25 protein-coding genes and 2 pseudogenes are annotated in these 23,774 nt (G+C 64.9%); 15 read left to right on the forward strand and 12 right to left on the reverse strand.

Features of this window, described 5'->3' with window-relative positions:
* Positions 1–9 precede the first annotated feature (9 nt).
* A complete protein-coding gene (locus CAG11_RS18155) occupies positions 10–825 on the reverse strand; it encodes a sulfite exporter TauE/SafE family protein (RefSeq protein ID WP_085597287.1) in 816 nt (271 codons plus the stop codon).
* 114 nt (positions 826–939) lie between these two features.
* On the opposite strand from CAG11_RS18155, the gene CAG11_RS18160 reads away from it, so the two are divergent.
* Both CAG11_RS18160 and CAG11_RS18165 read left to right on the forward strand, forming a co-directional pair.
* Complete coding sequence (locus CAG11_RS18160; protein ID WP_085597288.1) at positions 940–1,731, forward strand: helix-turn-helix transcriptional regulator; 792 nt, start codon at positions 940–942, stop codon at positions 1,729–1,731.
* Between the two features lie 102 nt (positions 1,732–1,833).
* Positions 1,834–2,151: a hypothetical protein gene (locus CAG11_RS18165; RefSeq protein WP_031320348.1), complete on the forward strand. Its 318-nt coding sequence runs from the start codon at positions 1,834–1,836 to the stop codon at positions 2,149–2,151.
* A 62-nt stretch (positions 2,152–2,213) separates the two neighbouring features.
* Here the strand turns inward: CAG11_RS18165 and CAG11_RS18170 are convergent, their stop codons facing one another.
* Complete coding sequence (locus CAG11_RS18170) at positions 2,214–3,272, reverse strand: MBL fold metallo-hydrolase (RefSeq protein ID WP_085597289.1); 1,059 nt, start codon at positions 3,270–3,272, stop codon at positions 2,214–2,216.
* 202 nt (positions 3,273–3,474) lie between these two features.
* Between CAG11_RS18170 and CAG11_RS18175 the strand changes: the two genes are divergently transcribed.
* Together CAG11_RS18175 and CAG11_RS18180 are read left to right on the forward strand one after the other, a co-directional pair.
* Complete coding sequence (locus CAG11_RS18175; RefSeq protein WP_085597290.1) at positions 3,475–4,083, forward strand: TetR/AcrR family transcriptional regulator; 609 nt, start codon at positions 3,475–3,477, stop codon at positions 4,081–4,083.
* Between the two features lie 182 nt (positions 4,084–4,265).
* Positions 4,266–5,336, forward strand: a complete 1,071-nt coding sequence (locus CAG11_RS18180) for a diguanylate cyclase (RefSeq protein WP_085597291.1) — start codon at positions 4,266–4,268, stop codon at positions 5,334–5,336.
* 79 nt (positions 5,337–5,415) lie between these two features.
* Here CAG11_RS18180 and CAG11_RS33220 read toward each other — a convergent pair whose 3' ends face one another.
* The gene (locus tag CAG11_RS33220) at positions 5,416–5,640 is read right to left on the reverse strand and encodes a hypothetical protein (protein ID WP_143494624.1); all 225 of its coding nucleotides are present in this window, start codon (positions 5,638–5,640) and stop codon (positions 5,416–5,418) included.
* A 153-nt stretch (positions 5,641–5,793) separates the two neighbouring features.
* Here CAG11_RS33220 and CAG11_RS34515 point away from each other — a divergent pair.
* The 3 genes and pseudogenes from CAG11_RS34515 to CAG11_RS18190 form a co-directional block, all read left to right on the forward strand.
* Positions 5,794–6,477 (forward strand): annotated as a pseudogene (locus CAG11_RS34515) (PAS domain-containing protein); the annotation flags it as partial.
* A 105-nt stretch (positions 6,478–6,582) separates the two neighbouring features.
* Positions 6,583–7,023 (forward strand): annotated as a pseudogene (locus CAG11_RS34520) (methyl-accepting chemotaxis protein); the annotation flags it as partial.
* A gap of 89 nt (positions 7,024–7,112) precedes the next feature.
* Positions 7,113–7,652 carry a DUF1003 domain-containing protein gene (locus CAG11_RS18190; RefSeq protein ID WP_022640362.1) on the forward strand — a complete coding sequence of 180 codons (540 nt, stop codon included), beginning with the start codon at positions 7,113–7,115 and terminating at the stop codon, positions 7,650–7,652.
* Positions 7,653–7,657: 5 nt separating this feature from the next.
* Here the strand turns inward: CAG11_RS18190 and CAG11_RS18195 are convergent, their stop codons facing one another.
* Positions 7,658–8,536, reverse strand: coding sequence for a LysR family transcriptional regulator (locus CAG11_RS18195; RefSeq protein ID WP_085597293.1), 879 nt, complete (start codon positions 8,534–8,536; stop codon positions 7,658–7,660).
* Between the two features lie 88 nt (positions 8,537–8,624).
* Here CAG11_RS18195 and CAG11_RS18200 point away from each other — a divergent pair, with 88 nt between their 5' ends.
* The gene (locus CAG11_RS18200; protein ID WP_085597294.1) at positions 8,625–9,344 is read left to right on the forward strand and encodes a CTP synthase; all 720 of its coding nucleotides are present in this window, start codon (positions 8,625–8,627) and stop codon (positions 9,342–9,344) included.
* Positions 9,341–9,664, forward strand: a complete 324-nt coding sequence (locus CAG11_RS18205) for an antibiotic biosynthesis monooxygenase (protein WP_085597295.1) — start codon at positions 9,341–9,343, stop codon at positions 9,662–9,664. Before CAG11_RS18200 ends, CAG11_RS18205 begins: the two co-directional genes overlap by 4 nt.
* A gap of 48 nt (positions 9,665–9,712) precedes the next feature.
* On the opposite strand, the gene CAG11_RS18210 is transcribed toward CAG11_RS18205, so the two are convergent.
* A complete protein-coding gene (locus CAG11_RS18210) occupies positions 9,713–10,048 on the reverse strand; it encodes a DUF2025 family protein (RefSeq protein ID WP_022640366.1) in 336 nt (111 codons plus the stop codon).
* Between the two features lie 245 nt (positions 10,049–10,293).
* On the opposite strand from CAG11_RS18210, the gene CAG11_RS18215 reads away from it, so the two are divergent.
* Together CAG11_RS18215 and CAG11_RS18220 are read left to right on the forward strand one after the other, a co-directional pair.
* Positions 10,294–11,421: a glycerophosphodiester phosphodiesterase gene (locus CAG11_RS18215; RefSeq protein ID WP_085597296.1), complete on the forward strand. Its 1,128-nt coding sequence runs from the start codon at positions 10,294–10,296 to the stop codon at positions 11,419–11,421.
* On the forward strand, positions 11,422–12,102 hold the full coding sequence (locus CAG11_RS18220; RefSeq protein WP_085597297.1) for an AraC family transcriptional regulator: 681 nt from the start codon (positions 11,422–11,424) through the stop codon (positions 12,100–12,102).
* Here CAG11_RS18220 and CAG11_RS18225 read toward each other — a convergent pair.
* The gene (locus CAG11_RS18225; RefSeq protein WP_085597298.1) at positions 12,080–12,991 is read right to left on the reverse strand and encodes a sterol desaturase family protein; all 912 of its coding nucleotides are present in this window, start codon (positions 12,989–12,991) and stop codon (positions 12,080–12,082) included. The two genes, CAG11_RS18220 and CAG11_RS18225, sit on opposite strands and share 23 nt — an antisense overlap.
* Before the next feature lie 158 nt (positions 12,992–13,149).
* Here CAG11_RS18225 and CAG11_RS18230 point away from each other — a divergent pair, with 158 nt between their 5' ends.
* Positions 13,150–13,467 (forward strand): PepSY domain-containing protein, encoded by a 318-nt coding sequence (locus tag CAG11_RS18230; protein ID WP_085597299.1) that lies wholly within the window; start codon positions 13,150–13,152, stop codon positions 13,465–13,467.
* 65 nt (positions 13,468–13,532) lie between these two features.
* Here the strand turns inward: CAG11_RS18230 and CAG11_RS18235 are convergent, their stop codons facing one another.
* The gene (locus tag CAG11_RS18235; protein ID WP_085597300.1) at positions 13,533–15,158 is read right to left on the reverse strand and encodes a methyl-accepting chemotaxis protein; all 1,626 of its coding nucleotides are present in this window, start codon (positions 15,156–15,158) and stop codon (positions 13,533–13,535) included.
* A 271-nt stretch (positions 15,159–15,429) separates the two neighbouring features.
* Here CAG11_RS18235 and CAG11_RS18240 point away from each other — a divergent pair, with 271 nt between their 5' ends.
* Both CAG11_RS18240 and CAG11_RS18245 read left to right on the forward strand, forming a co-directional pair.
* A complete protein-coding gene (locus tag CAG11_RS18240) occupies positions 15,430–16,452 on the forward strand; it encodes a transporter (RefSeq protein WP_085597301.1) in 1,023 nt (340 codons plus the stop codon).
* A 238-nt stretch (positions 16,453–16,690) separates the two neighbouring features.
* Positions 16,691–18,301 carry an inorganic phosphate transporter gene (locus tag CAG11_RS18245; protein WP_085597302.1) on the forward strand — a complete coding sequence of 537 codons (1,611 nt, stop codon included), beginning with the start codon at positions 16,691–16,693 and terminating at the stop codon, positions 18,299–18,301.
* 57 nt (positions 18,302–18,358) lie between these two features.
* Here the strand turns inward: CAG11_RS18245 and CAG11_RS18250 are convergent, their stop codons facing one another.
* The 5 genes from CAG11_RS18250 to CAG11_RS18270 all read right to left on the reverse strand — a co-directional run bounded on the left by CAG11_RS18250 (position 18,359) and on the right by CAG11_RS18270 (position 22,677).
* A complete protein-coding gene (locus CAG11_RS18250; protein WP_085597303.1) occupies positions 18,359–19,333 on the reverse strand; it encodes a biotin-dependent carboxyltransferase family protein in 975 nt (324 codons plus the stop codon).
* On the reverse strand, positions 19,330–20,202 hold the full coding sequence (locus CAG11_RS18255; protein ID WP_085597304.1) for an allophanate hydrolase subunit 1: 873 nt from the start codon (positions 20,200–20,202) through the stop codon (positions 19,330–19,332). Before CAG11_RS18255 ends, CAG11_RS18250 begins: the two co-directional genes overlap by 4 nt.
* On the reverse strand, positions 20,199–21,572 hold the full coding sequence (locus tag CAG11_RS18260) for an acetyl-CoA carboxylase biotin carboxylase subunit (protein ID WP_085597305.1): 1,374 nt from the start codon (positions 21,570–21,572) through the stop codon (positions 20,199–20,201). Before CAG11_RS18260 ends, CAG11_RS18255 begins: the two co-directional genes overlap by 4 nt.
* A gap of 10 nt (positions 21,573–21,582) precedes the next feature.
* Entirely contained in the window at positions 21,583–21,825 is a 243-nt protein-coding gene (locus CAG11_RS18265) for an acetyl-CoA carboxylase (RefSeq protein ID WP_022640376.1), read from the reverse strand.
* Between the two features lie 93 nt (positions 21,826–21,918).
* Positions 21,919–22,677: a 5-oxoprolinase subunit PxpA gene (locus tag CAG11_RS18270; protein WP_022640377.1), complete on the reverse strand. Its 759-nt coding sequence runs from the start codon at positions 22,675–22,677 to the stop codon at positions 21,919–21,921.
* 119 nt (positions 22,678–22,796) lie between these two features.
* On the opposite strand from CAG11_RS18270, the gene CAG11_RS18275 reads away from it, so the two are divergent.
* Positions 22,797–23,714, forward strand: coding sequence for a LysR family transcriptional regulator (locus tag CAG11_RS18275; protein ID WP_085597306.1), 918 nt, complete (start codon positions 22,797–22,799; stop codon positions 23,712–23,714).
* The last annotated feature ends 60 nt before the right edge of the window (positions 23,715–23,774 follow it).

A 23,774-nucleotide genomic window follows, 5' to 3' on the forward strand; every position in this document is an offset into this window, starting at 1 on the left:
ACGTGCCCGTCACTTCAGGCACATGCTCAGCAGCACCAGCACCAGCAGCCCGATGTACACACGTGCGTGTACGCGGTCCGGGATCCGGCCGATCCATGGCGTGGCCAGGCGAATGCCCAGCAGCGACCCCAGGGTCAGTACCGAAAACGCCAGCAGATCGACATAACCGACGAACCAGGGACCCAGGTCGAAGCGGCTCAAGCCTGCCAGCAGCATGTAGGTGGCGGTACCCGCCAGGGCCACCGGCACGCTCAAGGGATTGGCCATGGAAGTGGCCTGGGTCATGCTCAAGCCGCAACGACGCAACAGCGGAACCGTCATCACGCTGCCGCCAACCCCTAAAAAGGTGGCGATCATGCCGATTCCCATGCCGCCAAACATGGTTTGCATGCCCCCCAGGTTGCGCGCTTGCTGACCCTGGGCCGGGTCGAGAAAGCCACGCCGCAACAGGCAATCGGCGATGGTGATAGCCAGGTAGGCGATGAAGGCATAGCGGATCACCTCGCCATCGACCCACATCGCCGCAGCCGCGCCGAACGTCGCCCCCAGGCCGATATACCCGCCCAGCGGCCACAGGTAATGCCGGACCAGATTGCCGGCGCGCTGGTGCCGGCGGCTTGCAACCAGGGCGTTGACGATCATCACGCAGGTGGAGGTAGCCACGGCAATGTGCATCGCCGACTGCCCGGCCGCCGAGTCCGCGCCCTGGCTGGCCAGCAGCATCCAGTACAGCAGCGGCACCACCACGAAGCCCCCGCCGAAGCCGAACAGCACGGCGCTGATGCCCGTCATGCAGCCAAAAAGTGCCAGTAATAGATAGAACATCGAACAGCATCCGTCAGCCAGGGAAAGTCCGGACGATAGAACGCCGGCGCTTGGCCGGCTTCAGTAAGTCAGCCAATAATGTTGGCGTTTACGCCAAGCACGGGACTCGTCGGCATGCGCAATATCCCCATCGACCAGCTGGACCAGACGCCACGCCCGGTAGTGGCCATCGGTACCGATTACGCCGACGGCCAGCGCCTGCCCCGCCACCGCCATCGACGAGCTCAACTCCTGTACGGCGCCACCGGCGTCATGCAGGTGGCTACCGAACAGGGTAATTGGGTAGTTCCGCCCCAGCGTGCGGTGTGGATCCCGCCCCAGGTGGAACATGAAGTGCTGATGCTCGGGGTCAGTACCCGCAGCCTGTACATTGAGCCTGACGCTGCGCCGCTGGACAGTCGTGGGTGCCAGGTTATCGGTGTGTCGCCGCTGTTGCGCCAGTTGCTGTTGGAGGCGGTGCAGATCCCCCTTGAATACGACCAGCAAGGGCGCGACGGCTTGCTGATCGAGTTGCTGCTGCGCGAACTGCAACGCTGCCCGCCATTGCCCCTGCATATCCCGTTACCCATGGCCGGACCGCTGCTGGAATTGTGCCAGGCCTTCCTCATGCGCCCCGATATCCACCAGTCGCCCCAGTCCTGGGCCCAGCAGTTACATGTCAGCCTGCGCACCTTCAATCGCGGGTTTCGCCAGCAAACGGGCATGAGCTTCATTCAATGGCGCCAGCAGGCCTGCGTGGTCCAGGCCCTGGCTCGCCTGGCAGCGGCGCAGAGCGTGACGCGAATCGCCCTGGACTTCGGCTACGACAGCCCCGGGGCATTCTCCACCATGTTTCGCCGGGTGCTGGGGCACTCCCCCACCACCTACCTGAATCACCTGGAATCCACGCCGGGAAAGACCTTGTGACCAAAGGTCCGTGCAGCACCCGCAATCGGGTTTGATCCGCAAGCCGAATAACTGTACAAATATACAGTACAATTTCACACATCGACCTTCCGGAGAAAACCCATGGCCTCTCTAGCGATGAAAATCACCCTGGAACGTATCGCTCTCTACCAGTTCACCCCAAGGCACTGCACCCAGGCCCGCGACATGCTGGATTGGGACATGGAACGGCTGTCCCGCGAATCCACGGTGTCGGTACAGGCGATCCAGCGTTTCGAAGCCGGCTTCGACGTCCGTGACGTGACGCGCCTGGCCCTGGCGTTCTGCCTGGAAAGCCAGGGGCTGGTGTTTTTCCCGGGCTTCGCTCCTGGCCGGGGCATGAACATCAGGGGAGCGACTCCCAACCCGATGGAGCGCCCGGACTACGTCATGATCGAATGATCCCGCGCCTGGGGCTGAACCATCCGTCCCCGGACGACATGCACCGGCGCCGGCATGCGGTGTCAGGCCGACTCGACACCGGCCTCTTCCAGCACCTCTTCCACTTCCAGCCACCAGGCCGTTCCCCGGTCGGGCTGGCCAAGGCTGAAGAGCTGTCCCATCTGTGGGGTAGCGATATTGATGCTGCGCTCCCAGGCCAGGGCCAGGATCCGGTCGAAGGGCTCATGCCAGGCGTGCATGGCCAGGTCGAAGGTACCGTTGTGGATCGGCAGCAACCACCGACCCTGCAGGTCGATATGGGCCTGCAACGTTTGCTCCGGCTGCATGTGCACATGCGGCCATTCAACGTTGTAGGCACCGGTCTCCATCAGCGTCAGGTCGAACGGGCCGTACTGCTGGCCAATGCGCTTGAAGCCATCGAAGTAGCCGGTATCGCCGCTGAAGAAGATCCGGGTCAGCCCATCGATCATCACCCAGGAGGCCCACAAGGTACGGTTGCCATCGAACAGGCCGCGCCCGGAGAAGTGCTGCGATGGCGTGGCGATGAAGCAGATGCCTTCGATTTCACACCCCTGCCACCAGTCCAGTTGCCGCACCTTGGCTGCGGGCACGCCCCACTTGATCAGGGTATCGCCCACGCCCAGGGGCGTGAGGAAGTGCCGGGTCTTGCTGGCCAGGGCCAGTACCGTCTGGTGGTCCAGATGGTCGTAGTGGTCGTGGGAGAGGATGACCGCCTCGATCTCTGGCAATGCCGCGAGGCTGATGGGCGGCTGGTGAAAACGCTTGGGCCCGGCCCATTGCACTGGCGAAGCACGCTCGGCGAACACCGGGTCGGTGATCCAGAACTTGCCACGCATCTTCAGCAACACCGTGGAATGCCCAAGCCTGAAGACGCTCTGGTCCGGCGCAGCCAGCAGCTGTTCGCGGGTCAGGGGCTGCACCGGGATCGCGCCGGCCGGGCGGGTATTGCGCGGTTTGTGGAACAGCATGTTCCAGAAGATCTGCAAGGTCTTGCCGAAGCCTGCACGACTCACCGGAGCGTGGTTGCGAAAGGCTCCCTGTTCCTGGCGTGAGGTTTCCTGGCGGGGAACACGAGTGACGTTGGACGAGACAATGGCCATGACTTGAGTGACTCCATGGAACGCCGCGAAGTGCCGGCGTTGCGCTGCAGGATGATCATTTGGCCCTGCACCCAGGCACCGACCGCGGATCATCGTTTCGAATGCGAACTACACTACACAGTGTAGTTTCTGCATTGCAACAGGATTAAGACAAAGTAGACTGCCGGATGCTTTTCCCGACCACCCTGAACGAACCCGACCCATGACAGCTCCGAAGCGCCGCACCGACCTCAAGCGCAACGCCATTATCCAGGCGGCGATCAGCGAGTTCCGCGCCTGTGGTTTCGACATCACCAGCATGGACAAGATCGCTGCCACGGCGGGAGTTTCCAAACGCACGGTGTACAACCACTTCCCCAGCAAGGAAGAGCTGTTCGCCGAGATCCTCAATCAACTGTGGGCCAGCATCAGCGCACAGACGGAAATCACCTACCGCAGCGACCAGCCCCTGCGTGAACAACTGGCCAGCCTGCTGCGGGCCAAGCTGCAATTGCTCGCCGACGAAAACTTCCTCGATCTCGCCCGGGTGGCCATCGCCGCGGCCATCCATTCACCGGAACGCGCGCAGGACATGGTGGCGCGCCTGGGAGAACGGGAAGAATCCCTGAGCCTTTGGATTCGCGCTGCCCAGGCCGACGCCCGGATCAAGCCGGTGGATGCGGAGTTCGCGGCCCAGCAGATGCACGGCCTGCTCAAGAGCTTCGCCCTGTGGCCGCAGATCAGCCTCGGCCACCCGCCCCTGACCCCGGAAATGCAATCGCAGGTGGTCGAATCGGCCCTGGACATGTTTCTCGGCCACTATCAGGCCTGAACTTCCCCCGCCCTGCCCCCCTTGCCCGCTACAACCTGCCTCCAGCACGCTGAAATGGCTTCGAAGGACACTGATTATTGTCCCTGGAATGACTGACAATATTCGCCGGACTGATCCGACAAGCGGCCAAGCCGCGGGAGCACCGGCACGGTGCTCCACTACAGAACCTGGTGCAGGAATACATGGAAAATCAACGCGGCAAGGGGCTGTCATTTGCCCGGCGCATCTATCGACCAAGGATCATAGGTCTAGGCATCGGCGGTATCAGTGTCTTCGCCGCAATCCAGCCCCTGGCACCACCGGACTGGGTCTGGGCCCTGCTCCTGTTCCATGGCCTGCTCTGGCCCCACCTGGCTTGCCAGCTCTCCACCCGTTCGGCCTTTCCCTACCAGGCGGAGCGCCGCAACATGCTGTACGACTCACTGCTCGGCGGGTTCTGGGCGGCCACCATGCAATTCAATCCGCTACCGACGGTGACCATCCTGTCGATGATGGCCATGAACAACGTGGCCGCTGGAGGGTTGCGCCTGTTCATTCGCGGCAGCCTGGCCCAGTGCGGCGGAATACTGCTGTCCTGGGCCCTGTTCGGCGCCAGCTTCACGACCCGGATCAGCGACCTGCAGGTCTACGCCTGCCTGCCCATGCTGACCCTCTACCCGCTGGCGGTAGGCACCGTCTGCTACCGCCTGGCGATCAAGTTGTCGGAGCACAAGCGGGCCCTGAGCGCCCTGAGCCGTACCGATAGCCTGACCGGCCTGCTCAACCACGGTTCCTGGAAAGACCTGCTGCACATCAAGTTCCACAAGTGCCAGCAGCGGCAGATCGAGGCCAGCATCGCGCTGATCGATGTCGATCATTTCAAATCGATCAACGACACCTACGGCCACCTCATCGGCGACACGGTGCTGCGCCACCTGAGCAACGAACTGCGGCGCAACCTGCGCCATGACGACCTTGCCGGACGCTATGGCGGCGACGAGTTCTGCGTGATCCTGCCGCGCATGAGCCACCCGCAGGCAGTGGAGGTCATGGAGCGCCTGCGCCAGGTCTTCAGCCAGTACCGGCATCCGCACATCGAAGACTTGAAGGTCAGCCTGAGCATCGGCCTGGCGGCGTTCGACTCGAACTTCAAGGATCCGTCGGCCTGGCTGCATGCCGCGGACCAGGCGCTGTACCAGGCCAAGAACAATGGCCGCAACCGGATCGCCAGCAACGATGACGGGGATCGTCTGACCCAGGCGCAAATGGCATAAGAGCCTGAAAAACTTATACAAAAAGGAAGTAAAAAATATTTTTGTACAAGTTTATTTGGATTTTGCAGCGCCAATGCCATCATAATGCCGCCACTTCGCGACAGCGCCCGCCTTTCCTATGCAGCGTTGCGGCTACAACCGTTAGCCAGGCCAAGCCAATTAAATCGACTCGCAGCCAATACGTATCCACCTGATGCGACCACAGGCGCTCGCCCGAAGCGTCGTCCCGCATCAGCACTGTGAGTTTTTCTGTCAGCCATGGAACGCTGGCATTGAGCAGATAATGTCGGATGTCAGGGAGCATTCGGCATACCGGCGCACTCAATAGGGACCGACGCAACGTTTTTCCCACAGAGCACCAGCCAACATGCTATTCAACCGTCACAACAAGACCATCGATTCCCTGAACCGGACCATCGCCGAACAATCCCGCATGCTGGACGCCATCGACCGCTCCATGGCGGTGATCGAGTTCGACCTCAACGGCAGTGTGCTGCGGGCCAACGACAATTTCCTCAAGACCTTGGGTTATCGCGAAGACCAGGTCCTGGGCCAATCCCACCGGCTGTTCTGTACGGCCGAATATGCCCGCAGCAGCGACTACCAGAAACTGTGGACCCGCCTGCGGGACGGCCATTTCGAATCCGGCACCTTCGAGCGCCTGGCCAGCGATGGCCGCAGCCTGTGGCTGGAAGCCAGCTACAACCCCATCCGCGATGAAGCCGGCAAGGTCTACAAGGTGGTCAAGTACGCCCTGGACGTCACCACCAGGATCCAGGAGCAAGTCGAGGCCCGGAACAAGCTGGACGCCATCGACCGGGCCATGGCGGTGATCGAATTCAACCTCGACGGCACCATCCTCGACGCCAACGCCAACTTCCTCGGGCGCCTGGGCTACAGCCTGGCCGAGATCAAGGGCAAGCATCACCGGATGTTCTGCAAGCCGGAACTGGCCAACAGCAGCAGCTACCAGGACTTCTGGAACCGCCTCAACCAGGGCCAGTTCATCAACGGCCGTTTCGAACGCATCGACAAACACGGCCGCACCCTGTGGCTGGAGGCCAACTACAACCCGGTGTACGACGCCGCCGGGCGCTTGTGCAAGGTGGTCAAGTACGCCGCCGACGTCACCGAGCAGGTGGAAAAACACGAGCGCGATGCAAAGAGCGCGGCCCAGGCGTACCACATCTCGGTGCAGACCCGTAAAGTCGCCGAGCAAGGCACCGGGGTGATCCAGCAGGCCGCCAGCGAAATGCGCCAGATCGCCAGCAACATCGAGGACTCCTCCTCGCAGATCGCCCGGCTCGGCGAGCGCTCGGAGCAGATCACCGCCATCGTCAACACCATCCGCGGCATCGCCGACCAGACCAACCTGCTGGCGCTCAATGCCGCCATCGAGGCCGCCCGGGCTGGCGAGCAAGGGCGCGGCTTCGCCGTGGTGGCCGATGAAGTGCGCCAACTGGCGGCCCGCACCAGCGGCTCGACGGCGGAGATCTCCAGCATGATCGACATGATCCAGAACGAAACCCTGCAAGCCATCAAGAGCATGGACGGCACCCGGGAGCGGGCGGCCAAGGGTGTGCAACTGGCCGACCAGGCGGGCTCCGCGATCCTGCAGATTCGCGACGGCGCCAGCGAAGCGGTAGACGCCGTGAGCGTATTCGCCGGGGAACGCGGCGCGCTCTGAGAGAAGCCGTTCCCGGCGTCGATAATGACGCCGGGAACGCCCTGCAAAGCTATAGTGGCCCGACGTTCCAACGCCTGGCGGAGGCCACCATGAGTTCCAGCGACACCCCGGAAAAAACCACCTCGAGCACCGATCACCTGCGCTTTCATCGCGCCCATGCCCACTTGGCGCCGACCTTCGGCACCGACAGTTTCGCCCTGAAGGCCGAGGCCTTCGCCCGCTTCTTCGGCACCCCGGCCTTCCTCGGCGCGCAGACCCTGGTAGTGGTGATCTGGGTGGCCCTGAACCTCAGCGGGCTGACCCACTTCGATGTCTACCCCTTCATCCTCCTGAACCTGGCCTTCAGCCTGCAATCGGCCTATGCCGCGCCGCTGATCCTCCTGGCGCAGACGCGCCAGGCCGCCCGGGACAAGGCCCAGTCCGACGCCGACGCGCAACACCGCGAAGCCCTGGCCGTCGCCAATAGCGAGCGCCAGGCCGAGGCCGCCCAGACCACCGCGCAATTGCTGGAATTGCTGGAGCAGAACACTCGCCTGACGGAAATGACCAAGCAGCTGACCGAGCGTATCGAGAACCTGACCAGCGAAATGCACGAGCACTTCGTGCGCAAGGAACAGCCCGGCGCCTGAGCATTTCAGTTCCAGCGCAGGTGGCGCGCCAGCTCATCGAATAGTGTCACCACCGAGCGCAGGGCCCGGCAATCCGGCCGGGTCAGCAACCACAGGGCCGTTTCATGGCCCAGGGGTTCGCTCAAGGGCACCAGCGTCCCGTCGGCGACGAGAAAGTCCGGCAGCGCCGCGACCCCAAGCCCTGCACGCACCAGTTCCACCACCGACTGCATGCTGTTGCAGCGATAGGCCGGTTGCACCCCAGGCCACTGCTGGCGCCGCCAGGCCACCGTCGGATGGTCGGGCAGGAAGTCGTCCGGGGCGATCCACGCCAGCTGCGAAAGCTCGCTGCAATCCACCCGCTGGCAGTACGCGACACTGGCATACAAGCGATAAGCCACAGCCCCCAGGCAGCGCCCCACCAGATGCTCGGGCGGCGTCGCGGTCAGGCGCACGGCGATATCCGCATCGCGCCGGCTGAGGTTGGCAAAATCGTTGGAAGTGCACAGCTCGATGACCAGAGCCGGGTAGTTCGGCATGAACTGCGCCAGCGCCGGCAGCAACAAGCTGTGCAACACCGAGTCGGTGCAGGTCAGGCGCACCTTGCCGCTGATCACCTCGCCGCCCCTGGCCACACCGATCCGCGCCGCCTCCAGCGCCTGTTCCGCCTGCTCGGCTTGCTGGGCCAGCGCCTGGGCCAGGCCGGTGGGCAGATAGCCGGCGCGGCTCTTGTCGAACAGTTGCTGGCCAAGCCCGGCCTCGAGCCGGCGCACCGCGCGAAACACCGTCGAGACATCGACCTTGAGCAGGGCGGCCGCGCGGGCCAGGGAGCCGCCACGGACCAGGGCCAGGATCAGCGCCAGGTCGGGATAGTCCAGTTGATAGTGCGCCACTGCATTGATCACTTGTCAAAACGCCAATATTGATTGCACCAGCGCCAATCTATAGTGGCCGCCAACCGACCACAAGCCAGCATGAACAGAAGAGTGCCCCATGCCCGCACACCCAGCGACACCACTGATTCGCATCGCCCTGGTGGGTGATCACGATCCCCGGATCACCGCGCACCAGGCCCTGCCCCTGGCCCTGGAACGAGCCGCCATCGAGACGGGCGTGCAACTGCAATACCAGTGGCTGGCTACCGAACACTTGCACGATGCCGGGCAACTGGAAGGTTTCGATGGCATCTGGTGCGTGCCCGGCAGCCCCTATCACAACATGGCCGGGGCACTGCTGGCGATCCGCGTGGCCCGGGAGAAACAGCGGCCCTTTCTCGGCACCTGCGGCGGCTTCCAGCACGCGGTGCTGGAATACGCTCGCAACGTGCTGGGCTGGACCGATGCCGAGCACGGGGAAACCGCTCCCGAGGCGGAGCGGGCGGTCCTGAGCCTGCTGAGCTGCGCCCTGGTGGAAACCCGCGACCTTATCCAGCTGCGCCCCGATAGCCTGATCGCCAGGGCCTATGGCAGCCAGCGCATCGAGGAAGGCTACCGCTGCCGCTACGGGGTCAATCTGGACTTCGCCGGCCCCCTGCTTGCCGGCGCCCTGCGTGCCAGCGGCCACGACCAGGCCGCAGAACTGCGCGCCGTGGAGCTGGACGGCCATCCGTTCTTCGTCGCGACCTTGTTCCAACCCGAACGCGCGGCACTCGCCGGCCACACCCCGCCCCTGGCCCGGGCCCTGCTCCAAGCCTGCCGGGAGGTTCAGCGATGATCGGCCAGACACCCGCACCGCCCTACTACGCAGTGATCTTCAGCTCCCAGCGCAATGCAGCCGATCCGGACTATGACCAGGCGGCCGCACGCATGCTCGAGTTGGCCCGCCAGCAGCCGGGATTTCTCGGGGTCGAATCGGCACGGGGCGCCGATGGCTTCGGAATCACCGTGTCCTACTGGACCTGCGAGGAGGCGATCCTGGCCTGGAAGCGACACGCCGAGCACAGCGCTGTCCGCGAGCGCGGTCGCAACCAGTGGTATCGCAGCTTCAGTACGCGGGTGAGCAGGGTCGAGCGAGCCTACGGCTGCGCTGAATGAACGGTCTCCCGGGGCGCCTGTCCAGGCGCTCCGGGCAGTCGCGGCGGGTCAGCCCCGGTCGCTGGAGAGCAAGCTGCGCACGGCCTGGATTTCCGGCAGGTCGCTGCGGCGCATGTAGACCCGCAGGGGCTCGCTGATGTTGATCCGGTCGTCGATGTTCTGGTCCAGCAACAGCTGGATCTGCTCGCGACGCAGGCTCATGGCCTCGCCGTCGGCGCGGGTCCAGACGAACTCGCTGGCCGGGACTATGGCGTCGTCGGCCACGTCCATGCCGAAGGAGTCCTCGCTGAAACGCACGATGTAGCGGCCAGTCTTGTGATTGAAACCGACAAAACCCTTGAGCTGGTCGGCGGCCTGGCAAATGAGTTCGGAGGTGATGCTCATGGTAAACCTCGCTATGGGTCCCGCAGGACGGGGGATCGATGGTCTACACGCGAGGCAAGGAACAGCGGTGTTTTCTGGCTTCCCTCTGCTGGGGAAACTGCGGGGTCCAAGAGTACTGCAAAGCGCCGGAAAAAACCCGGGACCTGCGCGACTGCTCGCTCGATGTCGCTCTGGCGATAGCACAAGCGTCATCGAGTTGTTAAAAGATAGCGACTCGTCCCCGCCCCCACGAAAGGATTTCGAGCATGCCCCACCCCTTCCACTCCAGAACCCTGATGCTGGGCCTGATGCTCGCATGCGGCCTGGCCCAGGCCGCGGAACCGGCCGATCCCGAGGCCCTGGCCGCTCGCCTGGGTATTGCACGGCCAGCGGTCATCGCCCACCGCGGGGCTTCTTTCGATGCTCCCGAATCCACCGCCGCCGCCTACATAGTGGCTCGCGACCTGGGGGCCGATTACCTGGAGATGGATCTGCAGCGCAGCAAGGATGGCGTACTGTTCGCCCTGCATGACAACAACCTGCAACGCACCACCGATGTCGCGCAGAAATTCCCCGAACGCAAGGACCGCCCGGCCAACGCCTTCACCATGGCCGAGCTGAAGACCCTGGACGCCGGCAGCTGGTTCAACCAGGCCCACCCCGACCGCGCCCGGCCAGGCTTCGTCGGCCTGCAGATCCTCACCCTGGATGAAATCATCGATATCGCCCAGGGCAGTTCGGCGCACAAGCCCGGGCTCTACATCGAGACCAAGGAACCCCAGTTGTTCCCGGGTATCGAGCACGACCTCAAGAAAAAACTCCAGGACCGCGGCTGGCTGGGCCCGGCCGGCTCGACCCTGGCCAAGAGCGACCTGGCAGCAGGCCAGGGCAAGGGCCAGGTGGTGCTGCAAACCTTCGACAAGCACAGCCTGGAACTGCTGCACCAGGAAATGCCCCAGGTGCCCAAGGTCCTGCTGCTGTGGCTCGCGCCTGGCAGCATCGAGCCGGCTTCCGGACAGAGCTTTGCCAGCAGCGGTGAAACCGACAAGGCGGCCTTCTATGCCCGCCAGCAACCCCGGGACCAGGCCGAGTTCAAGCGCTGGGTCGACTTCGCCAAGGCCCGGGGCGCCATCGGCACCGGCCCTTCGGCAGCCCTCTCGGGCGGTGGCGAACAGAGCTACGCCGACCTGGTGCAGCCGTGGATGAACCAGTACACCCACGATCAGGGGCTGCTGGTGCATGTCTATACGGTGGACGAGCCGGTGGACTTCCAGAAGGTGATGAATGCCGGCGTCGATGGCATCTTCACCAACCGCAGCGACCAATTGCTCAAGTACTTCCAGCGTCCGGCCGGCACCAGTGTCGCCCGCCTGCTGGAAGCCAGCGGCTACTGAATGAGCGACTCCAGCTGGCAGGGCGAACTCTGGCTGGGTCGTGACTTCGGCCTGGTCCACGGGTTCATGGGGCGTACCGCGCCCCATGCCCACTACGCCCATCAACTGATCATCGCCCCCGGGCAGCCGGTCACCGTGGAGCTCGATGGCGTTCGCCACAGCGGTCACTACCTGATGATCCAGGCCCTGTGCCGCCACGCCATCGTCGAAGCTCCCGAAGCGGCGTTCACGGTCTATGCCGAACCGCTGTCGATCGATGCGCGGGACCTGCACCAGAGCGTCAGCGAGGTGACACCCGGCTTGCCCGAACTGGAGGCCGCGCTACGCGCCTGCCCGCGCCAGCCCATGGTCGACCGGCGCATAGAGCGGGCGTTGCAGGCCCTGGACGCGGCCCTGGACGGCAAGGTGGCGGCCGCACAATTGGCGGCCCAGGCCAACCTGTCCCTGAGCCAGCTGGAGCGCTTGTTCGCCCGCGACGTGGGCCTGCCGGTACGCCGCCTGGTGCTGTGGCGGCGCCTGCGCCTGGCCATGGCCCTGATGCTCCAGGGCCAGGCCATGACCCAGGCGGCCCACGGCGCCGGGTTCGCCGACGCCGCGCACTTCTCCCGGACCTTGAAAGCACTGTTCGGCGTCACCGCCGGCCAGGCCCTCAAGCATCTCAGGCCCCGCCTGCTGGCTTGACCTGCCGACGCAGGGCTTGCGGCACCTTGGGCTCGGCGCTGTAGCGCTGGACCTTGAAGGGCTCCAGCAGTTGCCGCCAGTACCCCGCCGGGTAGTCCGGACGGCTGCCGATGCCCAGGTCTCCCGGACGCATCGGGTAATCATGCCGATAGAACGTGGTGCCCAGCAGCCAGTCCCACAGGTTGAAGAACAGACCGAAGTTCACATCCCCGGCACGCCCGTACTTCATATGGTGGAAGCGGTGCACCGGGGCCCAGGCGAACACCAGGCGCAGTACGCCAAGGCGCATGTCGACATTGGAATGCTGCAACAGCAACTGGATGGCGATGGCCAGGGCCAACAGCTGTGCCACCGGCAGCGGGATGCCCAGCATCAGCAACGGCAACAGCCCTGCCGAGGCTTCGAGCAACTGGTGCAAGGGGTGCTTGAGCAGGCCGTTGAAGCCATACATGCGCTGCACGCTGTGGTGCACCGCATGCAGGCGCCACAGCCAGGCCCAACGGTGACTGGCATAGTGCGCCAGGGTGATCCCGCAATCGGCCACGGTAACCGCGAGCAACAGCTGTCCCCAGAGCGGCCAGTCCCGGGGCCACAAGCCATCGTGGACCAGCAGCATCGCCAGCCCCGGCAGCGCCAGCAGGCCGATGGCATTCAAGCCTTCGTTGACCACGGCGTGCAGGCAGTCGCGCAACCGGTCCCCGTGGGAGCGGTTCCAGGCGGGCTCGTAAGGCAAGCCCCACTCCGCCAGGAACGACACGCCAAGGGCCCCCAGGAACAACCAGGGCAGGCCCGCCGCCGAGCCACCCGCACTGCCCATCCACCAGACACCGGCGCCGATGAAGCCACCGAAGAACAGCGGCCCATACAACCACGCAAGCATTCGTTTCATCCGTCTTGTCTCCATCGATAAGGAGACAGCAGCTTGCCGGCCAGCCAGGCCCGCAGGCTTGAACAAACGGCGCAATCGGTGGCGGGAATTAAGGGTGAATTAAGTTGCGCTGGTTAACCTGTGCCCATCCAAACCCATCACCCCCGAAGGAATCATCCATGAGCAAATTCCCCGCACTGCTGGCCGCCACCGCCCTGACCCTGAGCGCCGGACTGGCCCAGGCCGATGTCCGCCCGGACCTGATCCCGGGCCTGCTCAAGTCGGGCGCCATCATGGACCTGGAGAAACTCAACCAGGCCGCCCTGGCCCAGCATCCCGGCACCAGCGCCGCCAACATCACCGACACCGAGCTGGAACAGACCGCCAGCGGCGCCTACGTCTACCAGGTGGAATTGCGTGACAGCAAAGGCATCGAGTGGGATGTGGACCTGGATGCCAAGACCGGCAAGGTCCTGGCCAACAAGCAAGACCAGTAACCTGCAGATAGCACAAGGCCGCGCCTCTACAAGGGGCGCGGCCTTGTGTCTTGCGGGTCCAGGGATCAGGCGCTCAGGCGCGCCGTGACCTCGTTCAGCTGGCCCGACAGGACATGCAGGTTGCGGCTCGCCGCCTCGGTACGCTGGACGTTGTCCAGGTTGGTGCTGGCGATAGAGGTGATCTCGGTCAGGTTGCGCGAGATGTCCTCGGCCACCGAGGTCTGCTCCTCGGCCGCAGTGGCGATCTGCCGGTTCATGTCGCGAATCGCTTCCACCGCCTGGGTGATGCGCTCGAGCATGGCCCCGGCCTCGGTCACCTGTTGCACGCTCTGTTCGCTGCGCGACTGACCGCTCTCGATGGCATGGGCGGCATCCACCGCGCCGGTCTGCACGGTCTGGATGATCTGGTTGATCTCGGTGATCGAGGCCGCGGTACGCTGGGCCAGGCTGCGTACTTCATCGGCGACCACGGCGAAACCGCGTCCCGCCTCGCCGGCCCGGGCCGCCTCGATGGCCGCGTTGAGGGCCAGCAAGTTGGTCTGTTCGGCGATGCCCTGGATCACTTCCAGCACCTTGCCGATCCTGCCGCTGTCTGCTTCCAGGCGACGGATCACGGTCGCGGTATTGGCGATCTCGCCACGCATCTGGGTGATGCTGTCGATGGTGCTCTGCATCACCTGCTCGCCCTGCTGCGCCGACTGGTCGGCATCGTCCGCAGCCCGGGCGGCATCGGCGGCATGGCGCGCCACTTCCTGGGCGGTGGCGGACATCTCGTTCATCGCCGTGGCCACCTGGTCGGTGCGGCTGAACTGGTCGTTGGTGCCCTGGGACATCAAGGTCGCGATGGAGTTGAGCTCGCCACTGGAGGTATCCAGGTCCGAGGCACTGCGCTGCAGGCTGGTGAAGGTCTGGGCGAGGAAGTCACGCAGGGTGTTGGCGGCCGCGGCCAGCTTGCCCAGCTCGTCCTGGCGAGTGTTGTCCACCCGCTGGGAGAACTGGCCACGGCTGAGCTGGGCCACATAGTCGATCAACTGGCGGATCGGCTCCACCAGGCTACGGTTGACCAGCCACAGGCTGAGCAGGCCGATCAGCAAGCCGGAAATGAGCATCACCAGGATACCCAGCCACACCGTACGATCGGCGGCCGCACTGATCTGCAACGACTGCTGTTGGCCCTGCTTGCGCAACTCGACCACCAGCTCGCTCATCTGCTCGCTGGCGGCACGGTCGAAGCCCTTCACCGCAGCATCGCCGGCACTCGGATCGGCACCGCCGGCCACATAGGCATCACGGGCCCTCTGGTAGGCCTGGCCAAGGGCCAGATGCTCCTGGGACAAACGCTGGACCCGGCTCTTGAGCGAGGTCTCCAGGCCCTGGGTCTGTGCCAGCTCGCCAAGGATGTTCTGCACGTCGCGCTGGCGATCTTCGAACTGCTGCCAGTACTTGTTCATTTCCTGGGGCTGCTTGCCTCGCAGCAGCACGTTCTTCCATTCCTGCACCTGGATCTTGAACTGCAGGTTGGCCTCGTCGATCAGTTGCGAACTGTGCAGCGGACCCTCGATCAGCTCGCGGTAGCTCTGCACGCCATTGGACAGCAATTGAAAGCACGCCAGGGCGATCAACAGCATCGCCAACAGGCTGCCACTCAGCAGGGCAAGAATTTGCCCTCTCAGGGATTTTTGCAAAAACATCGAGAAGATCTCATGGCAGGGATGGAGCAGGCCCGATAAGGCATGCGTAAGTCCGAACGTCCCTTTCGGGCGCATTCGAGACGGCTCGAATGCGCGTGGCATGTGAGCGTGATCGGCATCGACGACACATTCTTGAGAGCCGCCGACCGCCGGTGTAACGCGGCGAATCATGGACTTTCAATTGTCACAAAACCGTCAAGAAGCATTGCCATGATGTGGTTCAAGTGAACCTGTGAAACCCGCGTGGGCACTGTCCCTCCTGCGAGCCCCCATGAACCACAGCATCGACCAGAGTCACCGCGATTCCGATCTGTTCGGCCTGCTCTACGGTTACCGCTTCCGCCCCGGCGAACGTGGTCGCGAAATGGATTCGGCCAAGGCCCTGCAAGCCCTGCAATGCGCCGAACACCAGGATGAATTTCTCTGGCTGCACCTGAACCTGGCCCATGCCGCTTGCGAGCGCTGGATGCAGGCCCACCTGCAACTGCCCGATGAATTCTTCGAAGCACTGCATGAAGGTTCGCGCTCGACCCGCATCGAGCACGTGGACTCGGCCCTGCTGGCGGTGGTCAACGACGTGGTGTTCAACTTCAGCAGCATGCTGTCCTCGGACATCTCCACCCTGTGGGTCTGCGTGCGCAGCAACCTGATCATCAGCGCCCGCCTGCAACCCCTGCATTCGGTGGACAAGCTGCGCTCCTCGGTCAAGGCCGGCGAGCACTTCCGCTCGCCCCTGGAACTGCTGGTCCACCTGCTGCGGGACCAGGGCGAGGTGCTGACCCAGATCGTGCGCAAGACCAGCCTCAGCGTCGACCAGATCGAAGACCAGTTGCTGGCGGCCAGGGTCTCGGCCAACCGCGCCGAACTGGGAGCCATGCGCCGGGTACTGGTGCGCCTGCAACGGCTGCTGGCCCTGGAGCCGGGCTCGCTGCTGCGGCTGCTCAACCGGCCGCCGCAGTGGTTGCAGAAGGACGACGTCAAGGAGCTGCGCAAGTCCACCGAGGAGTTCGCCCTGATCATCAGCGACCTCACGGCCCTGGGAGAGCGGATCAAGCTGCTGCAGGAGGAAATCGCCGCCAACCTCAACGAGCAGAGCAACCGCACCCTGTTCACCCTGACCGTGGTCACGGTGCTGGCCCTGCCGATCAACATCATCGCCGGCTTCTTCGGCATGAACGTCGGCGGCATTCCCTTCTCCGGCGATCCGGAAGGCTTCTGGATCCTGGTGGCGCTGGTGGCCACCTTCACCGTGATCGCCGGGCGCTGGGCCTTTCGCAAACGCCAGGACTACTGACCCCGCGGCCGTACGCAGCCTCGCTGGCGCTCGACAGCGGCTACACAGCACCACCGTATCCGCAACCCCGCCTCGTGTAGCCGATGCCGCAGGCTGCGCACGGCTCGGCACGAGCCGCCGGGGGGCAAACGGATCAACGGGCCTGTCAATCGCACAAACCATGACCTGGGGCAGTCTGCCTGTAACATTCGGCAACGATCATGGAAGCCATTCCTTCCAGCCACAGGATTGTCCAGCAATGGCCACCCCTTCCCTGACCGTCGCCTCTCCCAGCGTCGACGCCAAACCGCAACTGGATAAGAAACCCGGCCCCTTCACCCTGGTGGTGTTCTTCGCCGTATTGGCCCTGGGCCTGTTGTTCACCGCCTACAGCCTGATGCACGACATGCACGAACTGGGCACCACGGTCACCACCTGGACCCCGTTCCTGCTGCTTGGCGTCGCGCTGCTGATCGCCCTGGGCTTCGAATTCGTCAACGGCTTCCACGACACCGCCAACGCGGTGGCCACGGTGATCTACACCCATTCGCTGCCACCACAGTTCGCAGTGGTCTGGTCCGGCCTGTTCAACTTCCTCGGGGTGCTGCTGTCCAGCGGCGCAGTGGCCTTCGGCATCATCGCCCTGCTGCCGGTGGAGCTGATCCTGCAGGTGGGCTCTTCCGCCGGCTTCGCCATGATCTTCGCCCTGCTGATCGCCGCCATCCTGTGGAACCTCGGCACTTGGTGGCTCGGCCTGCCGGCCTCGTCGTCCCACACCCTGATCGGCTCGATCATCGGCGTCGGCGTGGCCAACGCCCTGATGCATGGCCGCGATGGCACCAGCGGCGTGGACTGGGGCCAAGCCACAAAGGTCGGCTATGCCCTGCTGTTCTCGCCACTGATCGGCTTCGTGTTCGCCGCCCTGCTGTTGCTGGCCCTGCGCCTGTTCGTCAAGAACCGCGCGCTGTACCAGGCGCCCAAGGGCGACACCCCGCCACCGTGGTGGATTCGCGCTCTGCTGATCCTGACCTGCACCGGGGTGTCGTTCGCCCACGGCTCCAACGACGGCCAGAAAGGCATGGGCCTGATCATGCTGATCCTGGTGGGCACCCTGCCCATGGCCTACGCCCTGAACCGCACCATGCCCGCCGACCAGGCCCTGCAGTTCGCCGCCGTGGCCGAAGTCACCCAGCAAGCCCTGGCCAAGAGCTCCCCACAGGCGGCGCCGGCCGATCCTCGCGCGGTGCTCTCGGAATACATGCGCAGCAAGCAAGCCACGCCCGAACTGGTGCCGGCCCTGGCCGCCCTGGCCGGTGCCATCGGCAATGAAGTGAAGGGTTATGGCTCGCTGTCCAAGGTTCCGGCCGAAGCCATGGGCAACGTGCGCAACGACATGTACCTGACCAGTGAAACCATCCGCCTGATGGACAAGAACCAGGTCGGCCATTTCGACCAGGACACCCGCGACAAGCTGCAACTGTTCAAGCAGCAGATCGACAACGCCACGCGCTTCATCCCGTTGTGGGTGAAGATCGCGGTGGCCATCGCGCTCGGCCTGGGCACCATGGTCGGCTGGAAACGCATCGTGGTGACCGTTGGCGAGAAGATCGGCAAGACCCACCTGACCTATGCCCAGGGCGCCTCGGCGGAAACCGTGGCGATGCTGACCATCGGCGCGGCGGACATGTTCGGCCTGCCAGTGTCCACCACCCACGTGCTGTCCTCGGGGGTGGCCGGGACCATGGTGGCCAACGGTAGCGGCTTGCAGATGCGCACCATCCGCAACCTGGCCATGGCCTGGGTGCTGACCCTGCCGGCGGCGATCCTGCTGTCCGGCAGCCTGTACTGGCTGTTCACCCAACTGTTCTAGCCGGCAGTCCCCTGCGGTAGCGGCTACACGATGCGTGAGCCGCCACGGACGGGTGGATCAGGACGCAAACAGCTTGCTCAGGCAAGCCAGCTTCTTCTTGTAGGAACGCCGGGCCTCCAGTGCCTCTTCCAGGGTCACCGGAATAAAGCGCGCCTTCTGGTTGGGCTGCATCTGCCCCACCAGGTCCAGGTCGGCGCTGATCACCGTGCCGATCATCGCGTAGCCACCACCGGACACCGCATCCCGATGCAGGACGATGGGCTCCAGCCCCGCCGGCACCTGGATCGAACCGATGGGATAACAACTGTCGACGATATTCGACGGATCGGAGCCGGCACCGAACGGCTGCTCCCGAGGCTGGAAGCCCAGGGCGCTGCCGCCCTTGAAGCGATAGCCGATGCGATCCGCCTCCGAGCCCACGGTCCAGGGTTCGGCGAAGAAGCTCGCCTTGGCTCCCTCGCTCAGGCGTTCGTAATAGAGCCCCGGCACCACCCGCAGACCGATCTCGCCCCCCAGGGACTGGCGCAGCGCCATGGGCAGGCTGGCCCCCGGGCGGCCCTTGCCGCTGTCGATCCCCACCGGCAGCTCATCGCCGGCCGCCAAGCGCCGCCCCTGGAAACCGCCCAGGGCGCCCAGGGCATAGGTGGAACGGCTGCCCAGCACCAGCGGCACGTCGATGCCACCGGCCACCGCCAGGTAGGCCCGGGCCCCGGCCTTGGGGAAGTCGAAACGCAGCACTTGCCCGGCCTTGACCGCGAACGCGGTATCCAGGTGCCTGTCCACGCCATCGAGCTTGGGCGTCATGTGTGCACCACAGACCGCCACCAGGGCATCGACAGTGAACTCAAGTTCCGGCCCGAGCAAGGTGCACTCCAGGCCCGCGGCGCCTGCCGGGTTGCCCACCAGTTGGTTGGCGGCGCTCAGGGCGTACTGGTCCAGGGCCCCGGACGGCGGGATGCCCAGGTGATAGAAGCCCTCGCGGCCCAGGTCCTGTACCGACGTGGCCAGGCCCGGTTTGATGACCTTGATCATGCCAACACCTCCTGCAGCGACTTGGGATAACCGACCGGGTCGGCGAGAAAGGCATCCAGGGAAAACTCCACCTCACGGATGCGCAGGTCGAAGCGCCCGGCCTCCACCTCGGCCACCGCACGGTCATAGGCCTCGCGATCGATAGGCTTGAACTGCACGATGTCCCCCGGGCGGAAGAACACCATGTGCTGCTTGAGGTAGGCCAGTTGCTGCTGCGGATCGTAGATCGGTGCCGGGGTCACGCCGAACATCTGGTAGCCACCGGCGCCGCGCACCGAGTAGATGCAGCCGAAGCAGCCGCCATGGCCCAGGGTCAGCTTCGGCGTGTCGGTGCGCGGTCGCAGGTACTTGGGCACCTGCAACTGGCGCTCGCGCTCGACCATCTGGAACATGAACGGCAGGCCGGCGACGAAACCCACCATGGAGACGAACCAGGGCGCGCCACTGTGGGCGGCGATGAAGGCGTCGACATCCGCCAGGCCGTTGATCCGCGCCGCGTACTCGAGGTCGGTGGCGTCCGGGTCCTGGTGCCGGTCGCGAAAACGCATCAGGGTTTCATGGGTCCAGGGGTCGTTGTACAGCACCGGGATCTCGATGATCCGCGTGTGCAGGCTGCGCTCGGCCACGGCGCCGGCCTCGGCCTCGCGCACGGCCTCCAGCAGGGCTTGGGGCGCGATGCGATCCGGATCGAAACGGATCTGGAACGAGGCATTGGCCAGGCATACGTCCAGTACCCCATCCAGGGCCAGGCGCTCCACCGCGCGGGTGACCGCCATGCCTTTGAAGAAAGCCTCCAGGGACATGCTGTCGCTGACTTCGGCGAACGGGTGCTCGTCGGCACCAAAGCTGTAGCGGATCGGTTGGTTCATGCGACACCTCCGGCACGGCGCCCGGCCAGCCAGGTTTCCAGGGTTGCGGTATGGAAGTCCGCGCTCGCCAGCCAAGGCTCGGCCAGCAGCTCGCGATGCAGGGTCAAGGTACTGGCCATGCCAGTCAAGGTCGTTTGCTCCACGGCCGCCCGCGCCCGAGCCAGGGCCTGCTCGCGGTCGGCGCCATGGACGATCAGCTTGGCCAGCAGCGAGTCGTAGTAAGGCGGCACGGCATACCCCGGATACAGGTGGCTATCGACCCGCAGCCCCGGCCCTTGCGGCCAGGACAACTCCTGGACCTTGCCCGGGCTGGGGAAGAAGTCCCGCGCCGGGTCCTCGGCGTTCAGGCGCATCTGCAGGGCCGCGCCATCGAGGTGGATATCCTCCTGGCGCAGATCCAGCGGTTCGCCACCGGCAATGCGCAGCATGGCCTGGACCAGGTCGACACCGGTGATCAGCTCGCTGATGGGATGCTCCACCTGGATCCGGGTGTTCATCTCGATGAAGAAGAACTCGCCGGTGCTGTCGTCATACAGGTACTCCAGGGTGCCAGCGCCCTGGTAGCCCAGGGCCTCGGTGAGGCGCACCGCACTGCTGCACAACTGCTCGCGCTGGGTGGCATCGAGTACCGGCGATGGCGCCTCCTCGAAGATCTTCTGCCGCCGCCGTTGCAGCGAGCATTCACGTTCGAACAGGTGCACCGCACGCTTGCCGTCGCCCAGCACCTGGACCTCGATATGCCGGGCCCGGCCAATGAACCGCTCCAGGTACAAGGCGCCGTTGCCGAACGCCGCCTGCGCCTCGCGCTGTGCCCGGGGAAACTCCTCGGCCAGTTGCGCCGCATCCTCGGCCAGGCGAATACCCCGCCCGCCGCCACCGGCCGATGCCTTGATCAGCAATGGAAAACCCACCGCCTGCGCCGCTTGCAACGCAGCTGGCAGGTCGAACAGTTCGCCGGGCGAACCGGGCACCACCGGCACCCCGGCGGCCTGGGCGGTACGCCGGGCCTCGGCCTTGTCGCCCATGCGCCGGATGGTCCGCGCATCGGGGCCGACGAAGATCGCCCCGGCCTGGACCACCGCCTCGGCGAACTCGGCATTTTCCGAAAGAAAGCCGTAGCCCGGATGCACGGCATTGGCGCCGCTGGCCTTGAGGGCTGCCAGCAGGGCCTGGATGTTCAGGTAGCTCTTGTCGGCCCGGGCCGGGCCGATGATCTGCACTTCGTCGGCCAGGCGCGCGGCCATGGAGTCGGCGTCCGCCTCGCTGCAGGCAGCGACGGTGGGAATGCCCAGGGCCTTGGCCGCGCGAATGATGCGCACGGCGATCTCGCCACGGTTGGCGACCAGCAGCTTGCGAATGGATTCGGTCATGGGGCGGCCCTCACTCGACCAGGGTCGCGACGACCTGGCCCGGTTCCACCGGGTCACCGTCCTCGACCAGGAAGGCGCCGACCTGGCCGGCGCTGCCGGCAGTGAGCTCGGAAAACTGCTTCATGACTTCGATCAGGCCGATCACGGTATCGGCGCTGACGCTGTCGCCGACCTCGACGAAAGGCGCCGAGTCGGGCGTGGCCTTGCGGTAGAAAGTGCCCGGCAAGGGGGTGATGACGTTGTATTCGGCCATGTCTGTTTCTCTTGGAATAGTTGTCGAAAGGCAGGCAAAAAAAGCAAAACCGCTTGGAGTCGCGTCGATGCGCGAGGCTTGGCGAGCAACCCCTCAGCGGGGTGCTCGCACCTGGATGCCGGCCAGGTCCAGCGCGGCGCGGGTGGCTTCCACCAGGTCCAGGGCACCTGGGGTGTCGCTGTGCAGGCAGATGGAGTCGAACTCGATGGCCAGGTCCTCGCCCTCCACGGTGCGGACCAGTCCCTGCTGGCAGGCGCGCAGGACCTTGGCGGCCACCTCATGGGGATCCAGGACCCGCACCCGGCGGGTAAAGACGATGGAGCCGCTGAGGTCGTAATCGCGATCGGCATAGAACTCGCGGATCACCGGTTGCCCCAGCTCCTGGGCGATCCGGCAGATCACCGAGCCGGGCATGCAATACAGCAGCAGTTCGGGTTCGAGTTTCTGCAGGTTTTCCACCAGCAGTCGCGCCGCCTCCTCGTCCCGGGCCAGGTGCATGTACAACGCGCCATGGGGCTTGATGTGCTGCAACTTAAGGCCCTGGACCCGGGCCAGCTCACGCAGGGCGCCCAGTTGGTAGAGCATGTCGTCTACCAGTTCCTGGGCCGGGGCGTTGATGTGGCGCCGGCCGAACCCCACCAGGTCGCGAAAGCCCGGGTGGGCCCCGATGGCCACGCCCCGCAGCCGGGCCTGCTCGATGGTGCGGCGCATGGTGCCGGGGTCGCCGGCATGAAAGCCGGTGGCGATGTTGGCCGAGCTGATGAAGCCCATCAGCTCGTTGTCGACGCCATCGCCGATGGTCCACGGGCCGAAGCTTTCGCCCATGTCCGAATTGAAATCCACTGCCTGCATCACTGTTGCTCCAACGTTCGTGACTTCGTGCGATGGACGTTAGAGCGGCCTTGACCCCTTGGGAAGATCTATTATCAGATAGAGTTTGTTCTGAAAATCAGATACGTGGACGGATAGAAATGTCGTTGACCCTGCGCCAGGTACGTTACTTCGTGGCCACTGCCGAGATCGGCCAGATCTCCCAGGCCGCAATCCACCTGAACATTTCCCAATCGGCGGTGACCACCGCAATCAAGGAACTGGAAGCGATGCTCGCCGTGCAGCTGTTCGTGCGGTCGGCCCAGGGCATGGGCCTGACCGATGCCGGCCGGCACTTCCTCAACCGCGCCTACGTGATCCTGCGCAGCGTCGACGATGCGCTGAACAGCCCGCTGCCCGACTACCGCGCCAGCGGCACCCTGCACCTGGCCGCCAGCTACACGGTGATCGGCTACTTCCTGCCGCACCATCTGCAGCGCCTGGGGCACTGGCACCCGGACGTCACCATCGAGCTGCACGAACAGGAACGCCAAGCCATCGAACAGGGGCTGCTGGCCGGGCGCTTCGACATGGCGGTGGTGCTCACCGCCAACCTGACCCACCCGGATATCGTCTCCGAGACGCTGTTCAACTCCGAGCGCCGGCTGTGGCTACCGGCCCATCACCAGCTGTGCGAACGGACCAGCGTCAGCCTGGCGGACGTGGCCGAGGAGCCGTTCATCCTGCTCACCGTCGACGAAGCGGAACAAAGCGCCATGCGTTATTGGGAACAGGCCGGCCAACAGCCCAGGGTGCGGGTGCGCACCAGCTCGGTAGAAGCGGTGCGCAGCATGGTGGCCAACGGCAGCGGCGTGGCGATCCTCTCGGACCTGGTGCATCGGCCCTGGTCGCTGGAGGGCAAGCGCATCGAGACCCTGAGCCTGAGCGATGCGGTCACGCCCATGAGCGTCGGCCTGGCCTGGCGTCGCGACCGCGTCTTCACCCCGGCGATGCAAGCGCTGCGGGACTACTTTCGCGATGCGTTCCTCGCCCCCCAGCAACTCTCCGCCCGGCGCTGAAGCGACCAGGCGACCTTCAGCGATCAAACGTCGATACGAAGCGGCTTGGGCCGCTGCACT

Origin of the sequence: Pseudomonas sp. B6(2017), from assembly GCF_002112765.1 — a bacterium.
Classification (GTDB): Bacteria; Pseudomonadota; Gammaproteobacteria; order Pseudomonadales; family Pseudomonadaceae; genus Aquipseudomonas; species Aquipseudomonas piscis.